The sequence below is a fragment of the Ureibacillus aquaedulcis genome (assembly GCF_030418165.1).
GTDB classification, from domain to species: Bacteria; Bacillota; Bacilli; order Bacillales_A; family Planococcaceae; genus Ureibacillus; species Ureibacillus aquaedulcis.
On record NZ_JAUHTQ010000001.1, the window covers coordinates 531,763 to 552,758 of the forward strand.

Sequence of the window (20,996 nt, forward strand, 5' to 3'; positions counted from 1 at the left end):
ATGGGACACGATACACAAGTTCAAGCAAAATCTAAAAAGCAGTATGAGTACGACCGTCATCATAATGCTGTTCACATGCGTAAGCAAGTAATTAATTTTGCGATTATGATTTTCTTAACATTCTTAGCATTTGCTGTAGTAGTAGCAGATTTTTCGGCTTATTTCATTAAACCTGTTATTCTGCTATTAGCGGGTGTTCAAGTTGTATTACAATTGTATTCATTCATGCACATGGATGACAAAAAGGCTAGCCACATGGGTGTTATCTCTACATTCGTTTGGTTTGGTGCAGTCATTGCATTTACGATGTTCCTGACTTTCTTAACAATCATTTGGTGGTAAGAAGGTTGGAAAAACAAGTCGCTCATTTTATGAGCGACTTGTTTTCATTTTCGCTAAGAATTTTTCTTACTGAACTTGAGTAGATAATTCTTTGGGAAGGAAATTGCTTATAATTGTCATACTTCGTTCATTGATGTTAAGATGTAAGCGTTCTATAATAGAACTACTGAAGTTTAAAGGAGCGCATGATTATGCCATTAAATATATTTGGTTTTCAAGCACTGTGGAGCCCTTATTTAATAGGGATTATACTATTTTTAACCGTTGTCTATTTTTTAGTAACAACAGTTTGGAGAAAAGATTTTAAAGTAAGCGAACCTTTAAAAAAAAGTGAAGCAACCTATTTTATATTGGCTATGATTTTGCTTTATATAATTAAGGGATCCCCGATTGATTTAATGTCTCATATTATGTTTACATATCATATGGTTCAAATGGCTTTTCTACTATTACTGGTACCAATGCTATTGATCAAAGGTATACCTTGGTGGGTGTGGAAAGTAGTTGTAGAAGCACCTGTTGTACGAAGCATTTTTAAGATATTTACTCAGCCTGTTGTTTCAGCCTTTGTTTTTGCCATTATGTTTTCACTGTATCATATGCCGGGTGTTTTTGATGTCATTAAGTTAGATGAAACACTTCACGGGATTTTTGCTTTCGTCTTATTCCTATCAGCCTTCTTTATGAATTGGCCATTAATTGGTAATGTTCCTGGTCAAAAGCAAATGAAACCCTTGTACAAAATTGCCTATGTCATTGCGAATGCCGTATTAATCACGCCTGCATGTGCTTTAATTATCTTTAATCCTAATCCGATGTATTCAACATATACGGACGGGGAGACTTGGTTAAAGGCAATGGAATTATGTGTACCATCGAGCACATTATCCGGTTTGTCTCTTTCAGGACCAGAACTTTTCAACAATATGAACCCTCTTGAAGATCAGCAATTAGGCGGCGTTTTAATGAAAATTATTCAGGAGATTATCTTTGGTATTGTAATAGCTACTATCTTTAGAAAATGGTGGATACAAGAAAAGAGAGATGACAAAGCGATTACCGAAAATGCTTTAAGAGAATTCCAAGCTAAAAAACAAAGTCAACAATTTTAATTTCGATACAAAAATACATTATATTTTTAAACCTTTTTAAGGTTCAGATTACTAAATGATAGGAGAATGTAAAATGGGTGTACCTATTCTACCTACAATTAGTACTTCATTTATAGTTATCAGTGCGGTGTTAGTCGCAATTGGATGGGGTCTAATTTATAAGAAAAAAATTGAAGCACACAAAAAGGTAATGTTAGCTGCTGGAGTATCAGCTTTAATTTTCTTTATCATCTATGCTTCCCGAACTGTCTTTATTGGAAATACCTCTTTTGGTGGTCCAGATGACATAAAAATCTATTACACATTCTTTTTAATTTTCCACATTATTTTAGCTACTGTGGGGGCAGTATTCGGTGTTGTTAGTATTATGACAGGGTTAAAAACAAAACTAAGCATCCACCGAAAAATCGGCCCAATTACAAGTATTATTTGGTTTTTCGTAGCAATTACGGGAGTAGCAGTCTATTTGCTCTTGTATGTGATTTACCATGGTGGAGAAACGACTTCACTAATAAAAGCAATATTAGGTTTATAGTATAGGTTCAACAGTCTTTAAGCTTGTCTTGAAGGCTGTTTTTTTCTTTAGAAAACTATATCGGCAATTTCGTTTAAATCTTAGGGGAGATCTTTAGGTAGGTTTCTATTTCTAATCTATTAAATAGATTAATAGAAAAAGGACAAGGAGAGTTAATCCAAGTCCTTCTAAAATGCAAGCTTAAGCTACAATGCCAAAAGCAGCAAGTTCTTTTTTTACACTATCGAGAATTTGTTCACATTCCGTTACTAGGTGTTTAGGGAATACTTCATCTTCACCATACTCAACACCATGTGGATAGTAATATTTCCCAAGAGCAGGTTTGGCAATTGTTAAAACAGCTGAGCGATTACCAACGTCCCCTGAAATTGCTTTGCAGAATACACGTAAATAATAGCGACCTTCTTTTAAATCAAAACGTTTGTCGAAAGTCATGCGATCATAATCCCAAGCACCATCACATTCAAGTCCGTTTTTTTCCATAACGCTTACAAGCAGTTCTTGTTCAGCAGTTATATTTTCAAGTGTTTTGTTATCGAAATACATTAATAAATCCTCCTTTAGCTAACTTGTACATAAAAGTATACGCTCATTTTCTATAATAGAGCAAAATTTCTTTTGTTTCAATGGCAACATTGTGTCAACAACTATATTATTGATATAATAGTACCAATAAATATAAAGGATAGAGACCGATAATGAAAACCCTTTTTCGAATATTAATTGTCCTTTCTTTTCTTGCAATTATCTTTTTTTATTCTACAGGCTCAAATAGTTACGAACCTTTAGAAGGGCCAAATTCGACATCCCAAATCATTCCCAAAACGATTAATGAACCAGAAACTTCCGATGACTTCTTACCACGGCCAAAAAATGGATTATCAACATTCATCGGTAAAAGCACCAAGGAGCTACTAAATCTTTATAAGGATCCCGCACGAATAGATCAATCCGCATATGGTTATGAATGGTGGGTGTATAATCAAAACCCGAGTGAATTTATGATGTTTGCAGTTACTAATGGTGTGGTTACACAAGTGTATACAAATGCAAAACCCCTGGATATAAGTCCTTATAAAATTGGCCAATCGCTTGAAGACATTTATAGTATGACGATTATTGATTCAGAACTGAATGCAGCAATTGAAGACAATATTTATACGTTTACGATGAGTGAAGATGATATGAATACAAGAATATTAGCGAAATTTGATAGCATTTTTGCACAGCTTTATATTGATAGCGAGACGGGCACGTTAAGTGGCATTCGTTTTATGGACAGCAAAACATTGGTCATACATCGCCCTTATGAAATGTCCTTTGTTGGAAAATTGTTATCTCCACCCAATCCAACTTCTTATCTAATAGAAGAAAGCAATCAATCTAATGCATCTCAAATTACTGACTTACTAAATGTATTTCGAGTAGACAACGAATTACCGATTCTTTCCAAACAGGATGCTGCAACAAAAGTTGCTATGGAGCATAGCGAAGAAATGTATTCTCAAAGTTATTTGTCACATGATTCCCCAACCAAGGGCTCCCTGGAGGAAAGATTGGATTCTGAAGGAATTGAATATAAAAAGGCTGAAGAAAATATCGCTACTTCCTATATTGATTCAATAGAAGCAGTACATGGATGGCTAAACTCCAGTTCACATCGAAAGTACATGCTGGATGAGAATTATACTCATGTAGGTTCAGGGGCATTTATGAATTACTATACACAAATCTTTATAGAAGAAGAAATGAATGAATTAGAAGAATAGTGTATTAATGAACTTCTTAGTCGAGTAGATTGGCTATAGAGGTTCTTTTTTATACAAAATTAAACATCTAAGCCAACTTAATTTTTAGTGTCACTATTGGAACCTAGGCATAAAATAGGGAAAAGGAGTGACAGCTTGCAATTAGCAGAACTTTTAAAAGAATGGCCATGTACAGTAAAAGGCGGTTCTATTCGAGTTGAAGTTAGCGGAATTGAGGATTATGCACAAGGTGTTAAAGAAGGCGATTTATTCATCGTACGTAAAGGGCGAAAATCGGATGGATTAAAATATGTCGATATGGCGATAAAAAACGGGGCGGTTGGCATCGTTATCGAAGATGAAAAACAGTTAGATTCATTGACATTGACTGTGCCGGTCATCTGGGTTCCGAATGTCTTGAAATTTATGTCATATGGTGCTGCAAAACTAAATCAATTCCCGGCAGACGCAATGCAAGTTATCGCAATTACAGGTACGAACGGAAAAACAACTGTAAGTCACTTTATCGGACAGCTACTACATGCACTACATAAAAATGTAATAGTCATTGGAACGAACGGAATCTATATTAATGGTGTTGAAGTAAATTTAGATTATGAGCATTTAACTACACTTCAGCCTAAGCATTTGCACAAAATTTTAAAAATCGCTGTAAGTCGTGGTGTAGAATATGTTGTCTTGGAAGCTTCCTCGATGGGCCTTGCAAAACATCGTCTGGATGATTGTTCAATCGATATTGGAGTTTTTTTAAATTTAGCAGAAGATCACATAGAAGATCACGGGTCCTATGATAAATATAAAGCCGCTAAACAACTTCTTGCCACTCTATCGGAACAACTAGTATTGAACGGGGATGATTCATTTTGCCGCACAGTTGGCCTCCAGGCGAAAAAGAAAAAGGCTTATTTTGGATTGGGAAATCGTGTGGATTATCAACTTCAGCTTCTTGCAGAAGGGGGAACGCTCTCAACATGCTGCTTGCAAAGCAATAAAGGGCAAAAAGTTTTCTCCATTCCTTTTGTAGGGGAGCATCATTTGCAAAATGCCATTGCAGCCATTACGACTGTAAGTGAATTAGGCTTTCCGATAGAGGATATTTGTGATGCCGTTAATAGGCTCACTTTACCTGATGGACGTCTGGAATCGATTGACAATACTCTGGGTATTGATATTTATATTGATTATGCGCATACGGAAGCGGCATTAAGGGCAGTTTTGCAAACATTGAATAAAACAGTAAAAAGAAACTTAATAGTTGTCTTCAGTTGTGGTGGTGACCGGGATAAACACAAAAGAATCAAGATGGGAGCCGTCGCTTCTAAATACGCAGATATGATTTATCTAACGACAGATAATCCCCGAAGTGAAGATCCCGAACTCATCAATGCACAGATTGCAGCTGGTTTTTCTCCAAAGCAACAGTACGAAATGATATTGGATAGAGGAGAGGCTATTGAAACGGCAATTCGCCTGGCAGCTAAAGGAGATACGATCCTAATTGCTGGAAAGGGTCACGAAACCACCCAAACAATTGGTTCGGTGGAAATCAATTTCTCCGATTTTGAAAGCGTAAAGCTTGCACTTAAGAAAGTGTTAAAAGACCATGTGGAATGAAATGAAAGTCCCAAAAGTTTTGCAAAGAAACTTTGGGGCTTTTTTGCATTGGAAGACTATTGAATTGATAATTTCATAGAAAAGAAGATGTATTCAGCTTTTACACATGATATTAAAATGAGTTTTGCAAAATTTACATTCCATGGAGTGAGCTGCCAGGAAAACCAATAGGCTTAAAAAATAAAAACTTCTTGATACAAATTTCAATGAAGTTCTGCTATGATTGGTAGTAGTAGATTGGAGGAAGCAATGATGATAATGACATCAGAATGGGCCTTCATCTTAGATGAAGCAGATGAAATAAGTGCGATGATTCTTTCTTCAGAACAAGCTCAAAAGTTGCAAAGTGCATATGAAGATGTATATAGCGATGAAAGTCTGGTCCATCAAATTTCTGCATTTAATCGCATGAAAGAACAATATGAGGATGTCCAACGATTTGGTAAATACCATCCTGATTATCATACAATTATGAAACAAATTCGGCAGCAAAAAAGAAGTCTGGATATAGATGAACGGGTTGCCAATCTAAAGATAGCGGAAAACGATTTTCAAGATCTGCTTGATGAAATCAGCTTAATCATAGGGAAATCCGTTTCGGAAGCGGTAAAGGTACCAGCAAGCAATCCATTCTTTGCAACAAGCTCTTCTTCGTGTGGGACGGGCTGTGGTACTGGCGGAAGCTGCTCTTGTTCAGCTTAAAAAGCAGTCAAGTGGTGGTTCTTATTCTCCTGGAGCTGGCGACTATCGCACAAATAAAAGGGTGACTCGGTTTGAGTCACCCTTTGTTTTCCATAAAAGTGCCCTCGAATACTTTTTCGAAGGCATTTTTTATTATTCAGCTTCGGTTTGCTCTTCAAGTACACTTTGAAGAACTGTGACAGCGATGTCAGGCCGGTCCGTTATAATCCCTTTTGCACCATTTTCGATCAGGCTTCTCATCGTGTCCTCATCATCTATTGTCCAATAGTGCACTGGAATGTTCAGCTTGGCCAGAAAGGCGATGAATCTTGGTGAATCTAAAGATACCATGCCATGCTTTGGCGGAATTTGGAACACGTCGACTTTTGGGTGGTAGAGATGGCCAAATTGACTTGTGAATGCTGTAAAGGCTTTTCTCACATCATTTTCCCCTGCACCTAAGGCAACTCGATTTTGTGCATATAAATTAAAACGATCCACTTGTTCACTATAAAAACTTGTAATTACAATACGGTTATATGCATCAAATTCTTCGATGAGCCGCCACAATTTGGAAGGCATTAGGCTTCCTTCATACGTATCAGGATGATCCTTGATATCTATATTAATATACATATTTGGGAACACCTCTAACAGTTCACGCAAACTAACGATTTCAATCTTTTCTTCTCTATAGGGGAACTGTCCATCTAAATCTTCGAAGTGATAGCCGAAATTTAATTCTTTCAATTCTTCCAAAGTAAAATCTTTTATGGAACCTGTACCATCACTCGTGCGATCGACTGTTTCGTCGTGGAATACGGCAATTTCTTCGTCTTTGGTTAGGCGGATATCAATTTCAAATCCATCTACACCGAGAGCATGTGCTTTTTCGAAAGCAGGCATTGTGTGCTCGGGAGCCAAGCGAGAGCCTCCTCGATGGGCAAGTACAATTGGTCGTCCGTAGTGGAGTACTTCTTTATCTTCTCTTTTTTGAGGTTTTATGATTGCTTTACTACCAGCCCAAGCCGCTGCACTGGCAGCTGCAATTGCAATAGCTACTTTTGTTTTTTTACCCATGGAAATCCTCCTTAGATCTTTGCTGAGCGTTCAATATTCCAAATTGTTTCCTTCAAGTAATCTTCATTTTTAAACTTAGAGCAAGTATATCTTGGAAATAGTAATGTTAAAGTCCATTTGTATTAGGTGAGGTTTTTCACTTGCAGTTATAGACGAGACTAAAAACGCTGTATATTGGTCACCATTGATTATGGACATAAGTAAATCTAAATGAAAGTAAAAGAATTGTAAACTCTCTCAAGATGATTATAACGGAAATTATACACAAGTGTCACTAAACTCTGTTGCTATCAAAATTGACATTATGGTATTCTTTTATGTAAGAAATGAGGGAAATGAAATGCAAGAACGACAAGGGTTAATTGTATATATTCATCAGTTGAAGCATGCCAAAAGTTTAAGAAAATATGGACATGTACATTATATTTCTCGAAAGCTAAAATATGTTGTTATTTATTGTAATCGTCAAGAAATTGAAGGAACGATAAATAAAATACAACGCCTTCCTTTTGTGAAAGACGTTGTAGAGTCGTTTCGTCCATTCTTGAAAACTGAATTTGAAAATGCCAAACCGGATAAAGCAAAAGAATATGACTATAAAGTTGGTTTATAGCCATTTAAAAGATAAGAAACTCTTACGGGGAGTGTCGAGCTGCAGGTGCTAGCTCCTCGACAACTTCAGAATCGCCTGCAGGGATTAGAAAACCTGGCTGATTGCAAATGCTCTTGGCAATCAGCCTTAGTTGCACTTATGCAGACAAGGTCTTTCCTTGTCTGCCAAAAAGCGTCCTTTAGCCGATTCCTCCGTCGCACATGGATGTGCAAGTGCCGACAATGCAACAGGACGTTGCGCTTTTGTCGGCCAGTTGTTGGGGCTCACACGACGTGAGTCATGTCGACAATGCAACAGGACGTTGCGTTCTCGTCGACGCGGAGCTGGGCGAGCACCCTCCGCTTTTCTATTGTTTTGGTGGGATAAAATGATTCATTCGTAAAATGCCAATTAAGTGCTGATAAAACAGGACTGGTTCAGAAAATACCGAGGAGTGCTTGATTTCCATTGGAATGGCTTTTTTACCTAGTTCATTTAAAGTTTCTTCAAAGATCTCGAGTCTTTTGGAAGGTTTCTCAGGATTATACGGAATACCTTCACGACATATATAGATCGGCATAAACTTACTTTCACCTACCGGTTTTAATGCAACAGCAATGGAAGCAACCTGTGCATCACCTTTAGTTGAAATAAAGATAAATGCATGATGATATCTTTTTTCGTTTGTTTTAATAAGTTCGCAAAGTTCATAAATATCTCCGAACCCACGACCAAGTTCAATAAATTGTTGAATCAACTTTCACACATCCTTTCCGATAACAATAGTATCACGACGAAAGGGGGGAAGGCACATGAAATATGCAATTAGTTTTTTGGGAATTTTACTGCTCGTCATTTGCGGAACGCTCTTCCTTCAGTACCAAGTGTTTTCAAATAAGCTTGATACGGGAGAAGGAGACTTTACATATACTCAGGAAATAGAAATTACATATCGTAGTGGAAGTTTGGATATTCGGCACCATCTACATAATTTGAGCAACCAGGCTATTGAGATAGATTGGCCAAACTTGGCAGTAAGTACTGATTGTTTTCTAGAATCAAAAACGAGCTGTGATCGTTTAAGCAAAGACAAAACGAAATTTGAGGCTTCCTCAAGCACAAATGCATCCTTATCCTACACCATCCCATTAGAAGGTGGTCTAAAGACCAATGAGCTATTAAAAAATATATTTGTCGTTTTAAAGAATGGGCAAGCGGCATATTCTACAGTTCATATATCGACTGATAAGGAAGTGGAGGGACAGTGGATTACTGGTTTACCGTTAATAGGACAGCAGTCACTATCAATGGTCAACTATACGATGTTTGGTGGGACAGGAGACATTTCAGAAATATATTGGCAAAGCGGAGTAATGAGTATCCAGAAAGCGACAGACCTATTAGCAGTTTATTCCCATAAACCATTAAGCAAAGAAATAAGTGACCAACTTAAAGCGGAAACATTTTTAAATGAAGATCCTATTGTCCTTGTGCAAGGTAAAAATATACCCGATCTACAGGGAAAACGTATTTTCTTTTTAAATGAGCTTTCGATTGCCTCTTTGCAGGAAAAGGTCATCCTTCCGCAAATAAGAACGCAGTATGGTCTAGACGGAAGTCCGCAATGGGTAAGTGAAGTGATTGCTTCGTTTTTAACGGAAACGGCGATTGGCAGCGATAAATCCGTTGGTATCGTGAAGACTTTAACAAACCAAATGTCAGATGTCCAGAAATTGAGCTGGATAGGAATGTTGAATGATTTAAAAGGTTCAAAAGTGACTCTTGAAAAATTAGATGAACAACTATCAAAAGTCTTTGGTCTCCATACGGAATTTTTCGCCATGAATGAAGAGTCGGCTCGTATTTTCCCTATTTTATTCAATGATGAAAGGGACGTATATGTAGGAAATGAACTGAAAAAAGATGTGAAAGCAATATTGAAAGATGGACAAGTTCTTTACCCACTTGATTCAGTCTTAAAAGTCTTAGGTTATCAGACTTCAGTGGGCAAAAACGGCTATTATGTTCAAAATGAAACGCAAAAGTTTAGATTCCCTCAAGGTTATGGGTTTTATGTTTATAACAATCAGCGTTATAATACTATTTCCGAACCACTTACAGTTATAGCGGATAGTTTTTATATTGAAGAGACATGGCTTCAGAGACTATTTAATGTCGAGATACAAAGAAATGAGAGTTCAATAACAATTAGACAGCAGCAATAAGGAATGGAGAGAACCTCCGGATTTAGTGCTAAGGCTACAGCAACTTAACAATAATAAAAGGCTTGGTGATAAAATGCGAGTTGTAGCAGGTGAAAGAAAAGGAATGCCGCTAAAAGCAATTACAGGGACAACTACCAGACCGACAACGGATAAAGTAAAGGAATCTATTTTTAATATCATTGGTCCTTTCTTTTCTGGTGGGATCGCATTGGATTTATTTGCAGGAAGTGGGGGACTTGGCATCGAAACTTTAAGTAGAGGTGCCAGCAAGGCAATATTTGTTGAAAAAGATGGCCGGGCTTTTCAAACTTTGCAGGAAAATATAAAAAAGTGCCGTTATGAAGATGTATCAGAAACCTTCAGAACGGATGCCACACGTGCTGTAAAAGGGCTATTAAAAAGAGATATCCAGCTGGATTATTTGTTTTTGGACCCACCCTACCACAAAACAGAATATTATGAATTACTAAATTCCTTGGTGGAACAGGGGAAGCTCTCCAAGGATGCAATCATTGTATGCGAACATTCTGTCGAGGTAAGCTTGCCATCAAACTACGGCCATTATGCCTTAGTAAGGCAAGAAACATATGGAAGTACCATTGTATCTGTTTATCGAAATGAGTCTTAGAGGAAATTGCTTAAGGGAAATGGGGAGAAGTCGTTGTCTGAAAAAATTGCAGTTGTACCGGGAAGTTTCGATCCAATCACGAATGGACATTTGGATATTATAAAGCGGGCAGCAGATGTGTTTGATATCATTTACGTCGCTGTATTAAATAACTCTTCCAAGAAACCACTTTTTTCAATAGACGAGAGAATGGAGTTAATTTCGGAAGTAACGAAGGATATATCAAACATTCGCATTGAAAGTTCTTCAGGGCTATTAATCGATTATGCGAGAGCTAAAAATGCGAAGGCGATCGTGCGCGGTCTCCGTGCGATTTCGGATTTTGAATACGAAATGCAAATCACGTCCATGAATAAATTTCTGAACGAATCAATCGAAACGTTCTTTATTATGACGAAAAACCAATACTCTTTCTTAAGTTCAAGCATTGTAAAAGAGGTTGCTCAGTATGGAGGTACGGTTACCGGCCTTGTTCCGGAAATCGTAGAGAAAGCGTTACTGGGGAAATTTAATAAATAACTCAGGATTTTAAGTATAGATTTAACGACAGAATCGTAAAACAAGATTCTGTCGTTTTTAGTTCCACACTTTTTGGGGGATGGGTTATGAAATTTATAGGAAGAGCAGAAAAAATAGAGTGGGAATCAGAATGACGAATAAAATTCTCATCAATATATATGGTTTTAAAGACAAATGTTCACTTTTTGCAATAACTCCAACTTGCATATGGATACTCAAGCCTTGGCTTGTTAAAAAGGTAGCCATAAGGACTAGGAGAAGTGTAGGCTGATCGGCGAATAGTTCTTGCGCGATTCGCAAACCGTTTGTCATTTCCAGCATTGCTGCAATCAGCAGCATGACATTATTATGTATGTCAGGAACTAAGCTTTTAACAGAATGCATGATAACCGTATAAATTGTCGTAAAAAAGATAATAGTAGCGCCAACAATCAAAACTGTCGGTATACTATCCTTCACACTGCTGGTAAAAGGGTTTAATTGTTTTGTTGCAGATTCAGTGACTGCACTGGATATACCCTTGTCCGACCTACGAAAATAAAAAAATATCCCACTTAACATCAGTAGTGAAACACTATGGTATAAAATTAAAAACTGCCAGCTGAAAGTTGTATCATTCAATAAATCATTGCCTACAAAACCCAATACGAATAAAGGGCTTGGACTATGACAAATACTTAAGAGAATATTGGCTTCTCGAAGGGATATTTGTTTGCTTTTCTTGAGATAAGCAATCGTTGCGGCTCCAGTCGGAAAACCTCCAAGTGCACTAATGCCATAGGTCTTAAAATAGAGTTTAAATCTGGATGAAGAATTATTTGTATTTGGCGTTAATCTAATAAACCATTGAGTTAAGATTAAATAGGGCAATAAATAGGGAAATAGAGCCTCCATAAATAATTCGACACCTAAATCGGTACCTTCATGTGCGATTCCTGGGAAAAATAATAATAAACAGATTAATGTGATACAGATAAATAAATAGAGTACAGGAATAAGCATCATCTCTTTTCAAATTTTTGTTTTCCATTTCCGCAAATGCTAAACTAATATATGCGACATGCTAAAAATTTAGTCTTAAAAGGTTATTTTAGGAGGTGCTATACAGATGAAAAAATCGTTCCTATATATGATTATCCTGTTTATAACCGTATTTTTCTTAAGTTTTTATCAACTTGATTACTATATAATGAAGCCTGGCAGCGCATACGATGTCAGTGAATTTGTTACGGTAGAAGACGGGCAGAAGGACCAAGAAGGAACCATGAGCCTAATGACGGTAGCTATGGCTCAAGCAACACCTCTTACATACGCTGTTTCGTATTTTAAGGAGTTTGAGGAAGTATTTAAAGAAGAAGAAGTAAGACAAGAGGAAGAAGACGAAGAAGAATACAGTGTACGTCAACTAAAGCTGATGGCGGATTCTCAGTTCAACGCTTTATATGTTGCCTTCCAGAAAGCAAACCTGCCTTATACAATTGAATATCATGGGGTGACAGTGCTAAATGTGCTTGCAGAAGGTGCAGCTGATGGAGAGCTTGAACCAGGTGATGAAATAGTTGAAGTTGATGGTACCTTAATTGAAAAAGCAGAGGAGCTTACAGAAATTTTAGGCGCCAAGAAAGAGAATGACACAGTTAAATTAGTGATTGATCGTAATGACGAGCTTCTGGATCGAACAATCAAATTGAAACCGATACCTGGCAGTGAAAAAGTAGGGATTGGTATAACATACTCCGAAAGCAAATTTATCAAGACGGAGCCAAACGTAAAAGTCGATGCCGAAAAAATTGGTGGCCCTTCAGCAGGATTGATGTTCACATTGGAAATTTTGGACCAATTACTGGATGAAGATTTAACTAAAGGATACAGCATCGCAGGTACAGGTGAAATGAATGAAGATGGAACGGTTGGCCGAATTGGCGGTATTGAAAAGAAAGTGGTTGCAGCTGACAAGGATGGGGTAGAAATCTTCTTCGCGCCAGATGATGAAATCACGGAAGCTATGCTTCAAATCAACCCGCATCTTAAATCAAATTATGAAGCGGCAGTCGAAACTGCTAAAAAAATAAACACCGATATGGAGATCGTACCCGTAAAAACAATAGATGACGCACTTAATTATATAGAAAAGCTGGAAACCAAAAAGTGATTAGGATGGTTGGGGCTGTTTTGGGAGGAGAAAAAGGAAGCGCCTTTTTCTCCTCTTAATTTTATTATGAGGTTTGTCGTATCGTGTCCGTCTCCATCGCTACAAGCGAATTGGAGGAGTTTGATAATCAACTGCTATTTTTTTCCCCGATGCCAGCTCCACTCCTAAGGCATACATATCGGTCGCGCGGATGTCCAATAATAGCATCGGATCATTCGTGGAGGCTACTCGACTTATTAAAGGTAACTGAAACTGTTTTTTATATTGCGATAAATATGCCTGACCATTCTTCGTCATGCCTAATAGTCGAATATATGAGGGTTTAGCGGAATAGTGTAATTGCTCTTTTGTTATACCGGTATAAATATGTGTTACCATGCGCTGCAGTCTTGTCCATGTATATCGTTTTGACTTAAGCTGAGTCATGAACTCGTTAAAGGAATTACTCTTTTTGGCCGCCTTGATAAGGGCAAATTCGATTCCCTCGCTTACGTCAGCAAAACGCGTCAACTGTTCGGCAGTATTTCGTAAAATGGCAAAACGCAAGTAGGGCCAAAATGTTTCCCATTGGACAAAGGAGCTGTACTGCTGTTGCCAGTCCGCTAATAGCATAAATGATTCCTCGGGAACAAATTGTTTAATCTTTTCAAGGGATTGCTGCTCAAAAATTGCCTTTCTAATCCCCGTTGCACTTGCGATGGTAGACTCGGTATTAATATCCTCATGAAAACCGGCCTGAATGCGAGGAATTGTCATAGGTTCTATCCTAAGATTTAAACGTTTAGCAGCTTCTATATAGTGATATCCCAGAATGTTATTCGGCTTTGATAAATCGATTGTTTGGCTTTGTTCCGTTTCGCGAAGTTCCTCGTATGCCTTATATAAACTTTGGGGATAACTAATCCCAGTTGCAACATACTGTTTAATGAGTGCGTTATATTGTTCTTCGTGCACCTTTAACAACTTGTAGGTGTTTAAAAATGGGTGAATGGTACCTTCTTCACTGCCAAACGCAAAATTTGTACAGCCAATAGCCTCCAACAGTTGAATAGCACCTTCGGAAAAAAGGGTAGCATGTCCGGTACTGAACACATAGGGAAGTTCAATCACAAGATCTGCCCCGTTTTGCAGGGCCATTTTGGTACGGTGCCATTTATCAATGACTGCAGGTTCGCCACGCTGTAAAAAGTGACCACTCATAACAGCGATCACCACATCAGCATTTGACTTTTCTTTTGATTGGCTTATATGATAAAAATGTCCATTATGGAATGGATTATACTCAACAACTACACCAACAGCGTTCATTTATGTTACACTCCTAAGTGGGAAGCCTTTCTTTTCAAAAAGTTCCCGGAAAGTTTGTAAAGAAGAAAAATCAACTTGGCGAAGTTTAAGAATCTCCTTAATCTATCGTTTTTCATTATTTATCTAAATTATATTACTCAATTCTTATAGTGACAAGAAAATATCTTGACATCTAAAAATACACATTATATAATCAACATTGTTGTCTCGAGGTGATTAGTGAATGAAATGGTCAATTCATCAATTATCGAAGTATCGCCAAAATGGGATGCCGATTGATGCAGAAGTACAATTGGATGATGTAATGAAGCGAAACAAAGAAATTCGTCATATTTCACCCGTTCATGTAAAAGGACACTGTACTTTCGGTGCATCGCAAATGACATGTCAATTTACGATGACAGCGACATTAACACTTCCATGTTCTAGAACGTGGGAAGATGTTGAATATCCGATTAATGTCGATGCAGTTGAAATTTTCAGCTGGATAGATCCTGAACATCGTGGTAATGACGATGAAGATATACATTATATTGATGGTGAAGTTATCGACTTAAAACCAGTTCTTGAAGAACTTGTACTTCTTGAAGTGCCTTTGCAAGTATTTAAAGAGGACACGGAAGGGAAAGTACAGGGAGGCAAAAACTGGAGCTATTCAACAGATGAAGATGAAGCTCGTCAAAACGAAAATGACGAACCAAAAGTGGATCCAAGACTGGCTGATTTAGCTAAGTATTTTGATCAAACAGATGAATAGATAATCTGTAAGGAGGTGCCAATAATGGCTGTACCATTTAGAAGAACTTCTAAAACTGCAAAAAGAAAGCGTCGTACGCATTTCAAATTATCTGTACCTGGTATGGTAGCATGCCCAAACTGTGGTGAAGCAACTTTATCTCACCACGTATGTAAAGCTTGTGGTCACTACAAAGGTAAAGAAGTAGTTAGTAAATAATTCAGTATTTACTAATAATAAGGCTATTAGAGAGGCCATGGCTCTCTAGTAGCCTTTTTTATTTGTGCGAGAAATTATAGAAGTTCGCTTTCGCGGATAATTTTTATAGAGAAGAAATTTATGCCTTACTCGAAAGCTTCAAACGGAAGTAAAGCCGGAGTTAAAGGACGATTCAAGAGGAGGAGCGTTTCGAACGTAGCAAAGCTGGGGTTATTGAGACGGTTCAGAAAGAAGAGAGAATTGAACAGTAGCATACCCGTTGTTAATACGACCATTCAGGAGGATGAGCGTTTCAAACAGTAGCAAAGCTTGGGGTATCGCGACGATTCAGGAAGAATTGTAAAACCAACGGAGCAAAGCCGCCGTAATTACGACGCTACAAGAAAAGTTGCCAAACGGTAGCAAAGCCAGCCATAAAACAAGTTCCTAGAGAATTTTAGGAAAGTATATAGCATTCACCCTCTCCCAAAAAACCTCACCGACAACCCCAATCCTCCTAACCGTCCATACTAAGTAAGGATTTTGCATCCTTATTTGTACTTTTACACGCAATTTTGGACACCGCAAAAATAGGTCAATCCTTGTAAAATGCTCATTCGTCCCGTACTATTTACTTGAAGGGGCCAGTTATTTCATAAGTATCCATATAGCTAAAGGGGATGTTTTGGTATGGTTTACAAGATAGAAAACAATGAAGGGGTTATTACGTTCACCATTGACCGTGCAGAAAAAAGAAATGCCGTAAACGATGAAGTGATGGAAGGTTTTAAGGAAGTTATTACATATATCAAAGGAAATAAGGATGTACGTTTTCTGGTTATTACAGGCGCTGGGGATCAAGCTTTTTGTTCTGGAGGAGACCTATCGGAATTCCATCAGTTGAAAACTGAAGAACAAGCCTTTGGGATGTTAAGTAAGATGGGCAACATTCTTTACGATTTAGCAACCTTGCATGTACCAACAATTGCATTAATAAATGGAGCAGCTGTTGGCGGGGGCTGTGAAATAGCAACAGCTTGTGATTTTCGTCTTGTTGCAAGCCGTGTAAAATGTGGCTTTATACAGGGTACTTTATCTATCACAAGCGGTTGGGGCGGCGGAACCTATTTGTTTGAAAGGGGTTTGCCACATGACCGGGCTTTAAAAATGCTCATAGATTCAAAAAAATATAATGCAAAGCTTCTTTATGAAATAGGATGGGCAACCAGTATTTTCGAAGGGCCAAAAGAACAAGCCCTGGAAGAATTTATTGGCGACATGAGGAAGATTCATCCTGATGTTCATCAAGCATATAAAGGAATTGAACTTCGGAAATGGAAAGAAAGCAATATTTATGAGCGTGTGATGGAAGAAATTCGTCTGTGTGCAAAACTATGGGAAAGCGATGCTCATAACGAAGCCGTGAATCGATTCTTGAACAAGTCGAAATGAGAAGGTACACATCCCTCCGAGTGAAGGGGTGTTAGCTGACTCTTATTGCTGAAAGAGTAGTAGAAAGAAATTTAATACAATTTATCCTTTTTCCGTGGTTTGTTATTCTATTTAATCTATTTACCTGCATATAGTAGTAAAAAATGCGAGGTGATAGAAATGGATGGAAAAAGACGTAAAGATCAATGGACGGCCGATGACGATGAAAAATTAGCCGAAATCGTTATACAAGCTGTGCAAAATGGTAAAACCCAACTTGAAGCTTTTGCAGAAGCTGCAAGTTTATTAAATCGTACAAAACAAGCATGCGGCTTTCGGTGGAATAAAACGCTCAGACAGCAATATGGCCAAATGCTGAATAGTGTACGAAAACGTCCAAAGCAATTAATGCGCAGCCATTTAAAACTAGCACTCAATAGTTTCGATGAACTTACCGAAGCATATAACGAACTAGAAACAAGATATCGGGAATTGCAATCCGAACATGAAAAAATACTGAAGTGGCTACAGCAAGGTTCTAGCTTTATTGAACAACATAAATAAACGTTAACCGAGTTATGTATGTTCGAATTTCTTTCAAGCACAATTTTGAATTTCAGGGCTTTTACTTAAGAATGGCATCAATGTATTTAGGGTCGCCTAAATGAGAAAAGAAGATAATGGAAAAAAGCATTACTTTAAACAGATGGGCGGCACAAAAATGCATGATTATTTTGATGTATTCGTGATGCATTGTGTTATTATTTTATCCGACTGTTTTAATATTTTTTGATCTTATTCTTTAAATGGTGTGGTCGGATTTTAAAATATGCCTAAACAGGGAACAATTTTCATCAAACATATCGTAAATACTTGGTATATCCATTATAATTAAAAATTAATATGACAAGGTCTGCCATTTGGTAGACCTTTAATTTTCGTTATGCATTTTTGGAAGTTGGACATACGGAAAAATCAATAGATTAAAGTACAGGGGAGGGTGAATTGATGGAAATTGTGGTACTGGGCGCTGGTTCTGTAGGAATGCTCATAGCTAGCTTTTTATCGGAATTTAATGATAGAGTTACTCTAGTCACTCGCAGAGAAGAACAGGCAAGAATCCTTAACCAAAAAGGGCTTTTACGGAAAAACTTGGATGGCACAACCACTAGCTTTAAAATCAATAGCAGCACCGACTTCCCGAGTATTCCTTCGAATACTCTGATCATCATAGCAGTCAAATATATACAACTTACACAAGTTTATGAGACATTACATAATTTAGATCCTTCAATCCCGCTCCTTTTCCTGCAAAACGGTCTAGCACACCTAGAGGAAGCTATTACCTTACCACAACAAAAAATAGCTTTTGGTTCATGCCAATTCGGGGCCGAACGTGAAAATGATCGAACGGTCCATCATCGTGGGCAGGGTGTTCTAAAAATTGCTGTTGAAAAAGGGGAAGTCCAACCATTTGCTCTCTTTTTGGAGAGTCCTAACCCGTTATTCAAGGTAGAATTTGTAGAGAGTCCAGAAAGCATGCTATTTGAGAAGGCATTATTAAATTGTTTTATTAATCCATTAACTTCTATTTTAGAGGTGACGAACGGGGTGTTGGTTGAAAATCCAGGCACTTATCGGCTTCTTAAGAACTTATATAAAGAGTTAATGGTGGCATTCCCAAAAGAAATGGCCCGAATTTCCTTTGATGATATTGAGAATCTCTGCCGGAGAACAGCTGCAAATACCTCTTCGATGTTAGGGGATATATTGAACTTCAGACCAACGGAAATCGAAACAATTGTTGGGGCTGTTTTAAAAAAAGCAGCGAAAAACGGTGGGAGATTACCAATGTTGGAAACGTTGTATTTACTAGTACTAGCAAAGGAAGGAAGCGGTGAGAAAATGTGAAAATCCTGATTCAATATACAATGAGCATCATTATCTTTTTTCCTATTATTTTATTTCTTATCACCTATTTTATAGCTCGAAAACAGAAAAAAAGTAAGGCGAAATCATTCGGGCTTGCAAGTGATGCAACGACAATTGTAATGTTTTTCTCGGTACCTCTTTCAATATCAAGTTTATGGGAAAAAAATTATAATGTACTTGTTTTTGTGATTGCAATTGTTATAGCAATTATTTTTACATACATAGATTGGCGTACAAAAAAAGAGATTGAGGTTCTGCGTTTATTTAAGAAGGTATGGAGACTATACTTTATATTATTAACAACCGCGTTTCTTGTTATATGGATTGTTGGTTTGATTCAAAGTATAATTGAGTATGCATTTAGCTGATTTAAGCATTTTCTTTTGAAGTAGAAGTTCGATACCTTACAATAAGGAATGAGATAAAAACTTCAAATTAGATAGAAATGAGAACAAGATTTAAAACTGTTCGTAGAGTAGAGGAGATTTTTTTTATGAGGCTGGAGCATATTGAAATACCAGTTAACAATAAATTGCTGGCTGATTATTGGTCGGGTAGTGAGCAATTACTTTCATTTTTTGACTATAAATATGATGATGTAGCTTTTAAAACTCGCCATGATTACCTAAAATCAAAGCATTATTATAGCAAAGAGCTGAGTAATGTTATTCGTCAATATATGGAACCGTTTGGTATTTCTAAAAAAGTAGAAGAAAATTTAACAGCTCTGGCAAATGGCTCGGTAGCTGTGGTCGGAGGGCAACAAGCCGGGATTTTAACTGGTCCCTTGTATTCTGTACACAAAGCCATTTCGGTTATTTTATTAGCGAAAGAGCAGAGCGTAAAATTAGGAGAAAAAGTTGTTCCGATTTTCTGGATTGCCGGAGAGGACCATGACTTGGATGAGATCAATCATACCTTTACGATTGTTAACGGTTCTATTAAGAAACGTTCATATAGTGAGCGTTCTAAATTAAAAACGATGGCTTCGACAACACGCATTAATAAGGAAGAATTAAAAAGCTTAATAAGCACAATTTTCATAGACTATGGTGAAACTGAATATACCCATGATCTATATAAAGATTGTATAAAAGAACTGGAAGAAAGTGAAACCTTTACCGACTTTTTTGCGCGTTTAATGAATGATTTGTTCAATACGGAAGGTTTATTAATGATTGATGCAGCGTACGAGCCTTTTAGGGGACTCGAATCAGATTCATTTGTCAAAATAATCGAGAACAATGAGCAAATAGCAAAAGTGGTTGTTGAAAAGGAGAAACTTCTAAGCGGGGCTGGGTTTGGCAATCCAATCGATGCCAGTCTCGAGAATGCAAATCTTTTTTATGTACAAGAAGGCGAACGTTTTTTATTGGAAAGAAGCGAGAATTTCTACCAGGATGCTAGCGGGTTTATTCAATTATCCAGGGAGCAGCTAGTAGAGGTTGCAAAAAACAATCCGGAAAAGTTGAGCAATAATGTAGTAACCAGACCTCTTATGCAAGAGATGATGATACCGGTATTGGCTTTTGTTGGTGGGCCAGGTGAATTAGCTTATTGGGCGACGTTGAAGGATGCCTTCCATGTTCTGGATTTAAAAATGCCTATTTTGGCACCAAGATTGAATATTACGCTGGTAGAACGAAAAATTGATCAGCTTCTTTCTACATACCAATTATCGATTCTAGATATTATTAATGGCAAAGCAAAGTCATTGAAATCAAAGTATATCGACAGTGTACAGGATACTGAAGCGAGACAGCAACTAGAGACTTTGAACTTGCTTGTGAAAGAGCAATATAAAAAGCTGGAGGCGCACTTGGAAACACAAAACATTGAACTTCAAGCGCTGGTAGACAAAAATAAACAGTATCATGAAAAACAGTTTGAGTATTTAAGCAGGAAGATTGAGCAGCAAGTATTGATCAAGCATGATAAAACGATTCGTCAATTTGAACTGCTGCAACTGGAAATCTATCCAAACGACAGTCTGCAAGAGCGGGTCTATAATCCTTTCCAATATATGAATTACTATGGACCAACACTAATTCAGGATTTATGTTCACTTCCATTGGAAATTGCAAATAAGCACTATGTAATCCATCTGTAATATTTGTAGTACGAGTTTAATGTGTTTGAGTA

At 37.4% G+C, this 20,996-nt stretch carries 23 protein-coding genes; 18 read left to right on the forward strand and 5 right to left on the reverse strand.

Annotated elements, in window-relative coordinates; genetic code table 11:
• The 3 genes from QYB95_RS02460 to QYB95_RS02470 all read left to right on the forward strand — a co-directional run bounded on the left by QYB95_RS02460 (position 1) and on the right by QYB95_RS02470 (position 1,989).
• Positions 1-342 carry a cytochrome C oxidase subunit IV family protein gene (locus QYB95_RS02460; protein ID WP_301136486.1) on the forward strand — a complete coding sequence of 114 codons (342 nt, stop codon included), beginning with the start codon at positions 1-3 and terminating at the stop codon, positions 340-342.
• Between the two features lie 191 nt (positions 343-533).
• Positions 534-1,454: a cytochrome c oxidase assembly factor CtaG gene (ctaG, locus tag QYB95_RS02465; RefSeq protein ID WP_301136487.1), complete on the forward strand. Its 921-nt coding sequence runs from the start codon at positions 534-536 to the stop codon at positions 1,452-1,454.
• A 73-nt stretch (positions 1,455-1,527) separates the two neighbouring features.
• Positions 1,528-1,989, forward strand: coding sequence for a DUF420 domain-containing protein (locus QYB95_RS02470; RefSeq protein ID WP_301136488.1), 462 nt, complete (start codon positions 1,528-1,530; stop codon positions 1,987-1,989).
• Positions 1,990-2,169: 180 nt separating this feature from the next.
• Here QYB95_RS02470 and QYB95_RS02475 read toward each other — a convergent pair whose 3' ends face one another.
• Positions 2,170-2,535, reverse strand: a complete 366-nt coding sequence (locus QYB95_RS02475) for a YugN family protein (RefSeq protein WP_301136489.1) — start codon at positions 2,533-2,535, stop codon at positions 2,170-2,172.
• A gap of 152 nt (positions 2,536-2,687) precedes the next feature.
• Between QYB95_RS02475 and QYB95_RS02480 the strand changes: the two genes are divergently transcribed.
• The 3 genes from QYB95_RS02480 to QYB95_RS02490 all read left to right on the forward strand — a co-directional run bounded on the left by QYB95_RS02480 (position 2,688) and on the right by QYB95_RS02490 (position 6,074).
• A complete protein-coding gene (locus tag QYB95_RS02480) occupies positions 2,688-3,758 on the forward strand; it encodes a CAP domain-containing protein (protein ID WP_301136490.1) in 1,071 nt (356 codons plus the stop codon).
• 135 nt (positions 3,759-3,893) lie between these two features.
• Positions 3,894-5,372 carry a UDP-N-acetylmuramoyl-L-alanyl-D-glutamate--2,6-diaminopimelate ligase gene (locus tag QYB95_RS02485; protein ID WP_301136491.1) on the forward strand — a complete coding sequence of 493 codons (1,479 nt, stop codon included), beginning with the start codon at positions 3,894-3,896 and terminating at the stop codon, positions 5,370-5,372.
• 252 nt (positions 5,373-5,624) lie between these two features.
• Positions 5,625-6,074, forward strand: a complete 450-nt coding sequence (locus QYB95_RS02490) for a YlbF/YmcA family competence regulator (protein ID WP_301136541.1) — start codon at positions 5,625-5,627, stop codon at positions 6,072-6,074.
• Between the two features lie 132 nt (positions 6,075-6,206).
• On the opposite strand, the gene QYB95_RS02495 is transcribed toward QYB95_RS02490, so the two are convergent.
• A complete protein-coding gene (locus QYB95_RS02495) occupies positions 6,207-7,133 on the reverse strand; it encodes a glycerophosphodiester phosphodiesterase family protein (protein WP_301136492.1) in 927 nt (308 codons plus the stop codon).
• Between the two features lie 340 nt (positions 7,134-7,473).
• On the opposite strand from QYB95_RS02495, the gene QYB95_RS02500 reads away from it, so the two are divergent.
• Entirely contained in the window at positions 7,474-7,746 is a 273-nt protein-coding gene (locus QYB95_RS02500; protein ID WP_107933808.1) for a YlbG family protein, read from the forward strand.
• Positions 7,747-8,092: 346 nt separating this feature from the next.
• On the opposite strand, the gene QYB95_RS02505 is transcribed toward QYB95_RS02500, so the two are convergent.
• On the reverse strand, positions 8,093-8,482 hold the full coding sequence (locus QYB95_RS02505) for a DUF7147 family protein (RefSeq protein ID WP_301136493.1): 390 nt from the start codon (positions 8,480-8,482) through the stop codon (positions 8,093-8,095).
• Positions 8,483-8,537: 55 nt separating this feature from the next.
• Between QYB95_RS02505 and QYB95_RS02510 the strand changes: the two genes are divergently transcribed.
• The 3 genes from QYB95_RS02510 to coaD all read left to right on the forward strand — a co-directional run bounded on the left by QYB95_RS02510 (position 8,538) and on the right by coaD (position 11,097).
• Positions 8,538-9,950, forward strand: a complete 1,413-nt coding sequence (locus QYB95_RS02510) for a stalk domain-containing protein (protein ID WP_301136494.1) — start codon at positions 8,538-8,540, stop codon at positions 9,948-9,950.
• A 73-nt stretch (positions 9,951-10,023) separates the two neighbouring features.
• Positions 10,024-10,578: a 16S rRNA (guanine(966)-N(2))-methyltransferase RsmD gene (gene rsmD / locus QYB95_RS02515; protein ID WP_301136495.1), complete on the forward strand. Its 555-nt coding sequence runs from the start codon at positions 10,024-10,026 to the stop codon at positions 10,576-10,578.
• Between the two features lie 33 nt (positions 10,579-10,611).
• Positions 10,612-11,097: a pantetheine-phosphate adenylyltransferase gene (coaD, locus tag QYB95_RS02520; RefSeq protein ID WP_301136496.1), complete on the forward strand. Its 486-nt coding sequence runs from the start codon at positions 10,612-10,614 to the stop codon at positions 11,095-11,097.
• 93 nt (positions 11,098-11,190) lie between these two features.
• On the opposite strand, the gene QYB95_RS02525 is transcribed toward coaD, so the two are convergent.
• Positions 11,191-12,102, reverse strand: coding sequence for a hypothetical protein (locus tag QYB95_RS02525; RefSeq protein ID WP_301136497.1), 912 nt, complete (start codon positions 12,100-12,102; stop codon positions 11,191-11,193).
• A 103-nt stretch (positions 12,103-12,205) separates the two neighbouring features.
• Here QYB95_RS02525 and QYB95_RS02530 point away from each other — a divergent pair, with 103 nt between their 5' ends.
• Positions 12,206-13,249 carry a SepM family pheromone-processing serine protease gene (locus tag QYB95_RS02530; RefSeq protein ID WP_301136498.1) on the forward strand — a complete coding sequence of 348 codons (1,044 nt, stop codon included), beginning with the start codon at positions 12,206-12,208 and terminating at the stop codon, positions 13,247-13,249.
• 99 nt (positions 13,250-13,348) lie between these two features.
• Here QYB95_RS02530 and QYB95_RS02535 read toward each other — a convergent pair whose 3' ends face one another.
• Positions 13,349-14,557, reverse strand: a complete 1,209-nt coding sequence (locus QYB95_RS02535; RefSeq protein WP_301136499.1) for a nucleotidyltransferase — start codon at positions 14,555-14,557, stop codon at positions 13,349-13,351.
• 223 nt (positions 14,558-14,780) lie between these two features.
• Between QYB95_RS02535 and QYB95_RS02540 the strand changes: the two genes are divergently transcribed.
• The 7 genes from QYB95_RS02540 to bshC all read left to right on the forward strand — a co-directional run bounded on the left by QYB95_RS02540 (position 14,781) and on the right by bshC (position 20,964).
• Entirely contained in the window at positions 14,781-15,314 is a 534-nt protein-coding gene (locus tag QYB95_RS02540) for a YceD family protein (protein WP_301136500.1), read from the forward strand.
• Positions 15,315-15,338: 24 nt separating this feature from the next.
• Entirely contained in the window at positions 15,339-15,512 is a 174-nt protein-coding gene (rpmF, locus tag QYB95_RS02545; RefSeq protein WP_107933823.1) for a 50S ribosomal protein L32, read from the forward strand.
• A 669-nt stretch (positions 15,513-16,181) separates the two neighbouring features.
• Positions 16,182-16,943, forward strand: coding sequence for an enoyl-CoA hydratase/isomerase family protein (locus tag QYB95_RS02550; protein ID WP_301136501.1), 762 nt, complete (start codon positions 16,182-16,184; stop codon positions 16,941-16,943).
• Between the two features lie 159 nt (positions 16,944-17,102).
• Complete coding sequence (locus QYB95_RS02555) at positions 17,103-17,486, forward strand: transcriptional regulator (RefSeq protein WP_036202723.1); 384 nt, start codon at positions 17,103-17,105, stop codon at positions 17,484-17,486.
• Between the two features lie 444 nt (positions 17,487-17,930).
• Positions 17,931-18,833, forward strand: a complete 903-nt coding sequence (locus tag QYB95_RS02560) for a ketopantoate reductase family protein (protein ID WP_301136502.1) — start codon at positions 17,931-17,933, stop codon at positions 18,831-18,833.
• Positions 18,830-19,222, forward strand: coding sequence for a DUF3397 domain-containing protein (locus tag QYB95_RS02565; RefSeq protein ID WP_301136503.1), 393 nt, complete (start codon positions 18,830-18,832; stop codon positions 19,220-19,222). The genes QYB95_RS02560 and QYB95_RS02565 overlap by 4 nt, the downstream gene beginning before the upstream one ends.
• Before the next feature lie 125 nt (positions 19,223-19,347).
• Complete coding sequence (gene bshC, locus QYB95_RS02570) at positions 19,348-20,964, forward strand: bacillithiol biosynthesis cysteine-adding enzyme BshC (RefSeq protein ID WP_301136504.1); 1,617 nt, start codon at positions 19,348-19,350, stop codon at positions 20,962-20,964.
• The last annotated feature ends 32 nt before the right edge of the window (positions 20,965-20,996 follow it).

Bases quoted from the DNA above. Each gene is read 5' to 3' on its own strand.
- QYB95_RS02460 (WP_301136486.1), top strand. From the start codon at position 1: ATGGGACACGATACACAAGTTCAAGCAAAATCTAAAAAGCAGTATGAG.
- ctaG (WP_301136487.1), top strand. From the start codon at position 534: ATGCCATTAAATATATTTGGTTTTCAAGCACTGTGGAGCCCTTATTTA.
- QYB95_RS02470 (WP_301136488.1), top strand. From the start codon at position 1,528: ATGGGTGTACCTATTCTACCTACAATTAGTACTTCATTTATAGTTATC.
- QYB95_RS02475 (WP_301136489.1), bottom strand. From the start codon at position 2,535: ATGTATTTCGATAACAAAACACTTGAAAATATAACTGCTGAACAAGAA.
- QYB95_RS02480 (WP_301136490.1), top strand. From the start codon at position 2,688: ATGAAAACCCTTTTTCGAATATTAATTGTCCTTTCTTTTCTTGCAATT.
- QYB95_RS02490 (WP_301136541.1), top strand. From the start codon at position 5,625: ATGATAATGACATCAGAATGGGCCTTCATCTTAGATGAAGCAGATGAA.
- QYB95_RS02495 (WP_301136492.1), bottom strand. From the start codon at position 7,133: ATGGGTAAAAAAACAAAAGTAGCTATTGCAATTGCAGCTGCCAGTGCA.
- QYB95_RS02500 (WP_107933808.1), top strand. From the start codon at position 7,474: ATGCAAGAACGACAAGGGTTAATTGTATATATTCATCAGTTGAAGCAT.
- QYB95_RS02510 (WP_301136494.1), top strand. From the start codon at position 8,538: ATGAAATATGCAATTAGTTTTTTGGGAATTTTACTGCTCGTCATTTGC.
- rsmD (WP_301136495.1), top strand. From the start codon at position 10,024: ATGCGAGTTGTAGCAGGTGAAAGAAAAGGAATGCCGCTAAAAGCAATT.
- QYB95_RS02525 (WP_301136497.1), bottom strand. From the start codon at position 12,102: ATGATGCTTATTCCTGTACTCTATTTATTTATCTGTATCACATTAATC.
- QYB95_RS02530 (WP_301136498.1), top strand. From the start codon at position 12,206: ATGAAAAAATCGTTCCTATATATGATTATCCTGTTTATAACCGTATTT.
- QYB95_RS02535 (WP_301136499.1), bottom strand. From the start codon at position 14,557: ATGAACGCTGTTGGTGTAGTTGTTGAGTATAATCCATTCCATAATGGA.
- QYB95_RS02540 (WP_301136500.1), top strand. From the start codon at position 14,781: ATGAAATGGTCAATTCATCAATTATCGAAGTATCGCCAAAATGGGATG.
- rpmF (WP_107933823.1), top strand. From the start codon at position 15,339: ATGGCTGTACCATTTAGAAGAACTTCTAAAACTGCAAAAAGAAAGCGT.
- QYB95_RS02550 (WP_301136501.1), top strand. From the start codon at position 16,182: ATGGTTTACAAGATAGAAAACAATGAAGGGGTTATTACGTTCACCATT.
- QYB95_RS02555 (WP_036202723.1), top strand. From the start codon at position 17,103: ATGGATGGAAAAAGACGTAAAGATCAATGGACGGCCGATGACGATGAA.
- QYB95_RS02560 (WP_301136502.1), top strand. From the start codon at position 17,931: ATGGAAATTGTGGTACTGGGCGCTGGTTCTGTAGGAATGCTCATAGCT.
- bshC (WP_301136504.1), top strand. From the start codon at position 19,348: ATGAGGCTGGAGCATATTGAAATACCAGTTAACAATAAATTGCTGGCT.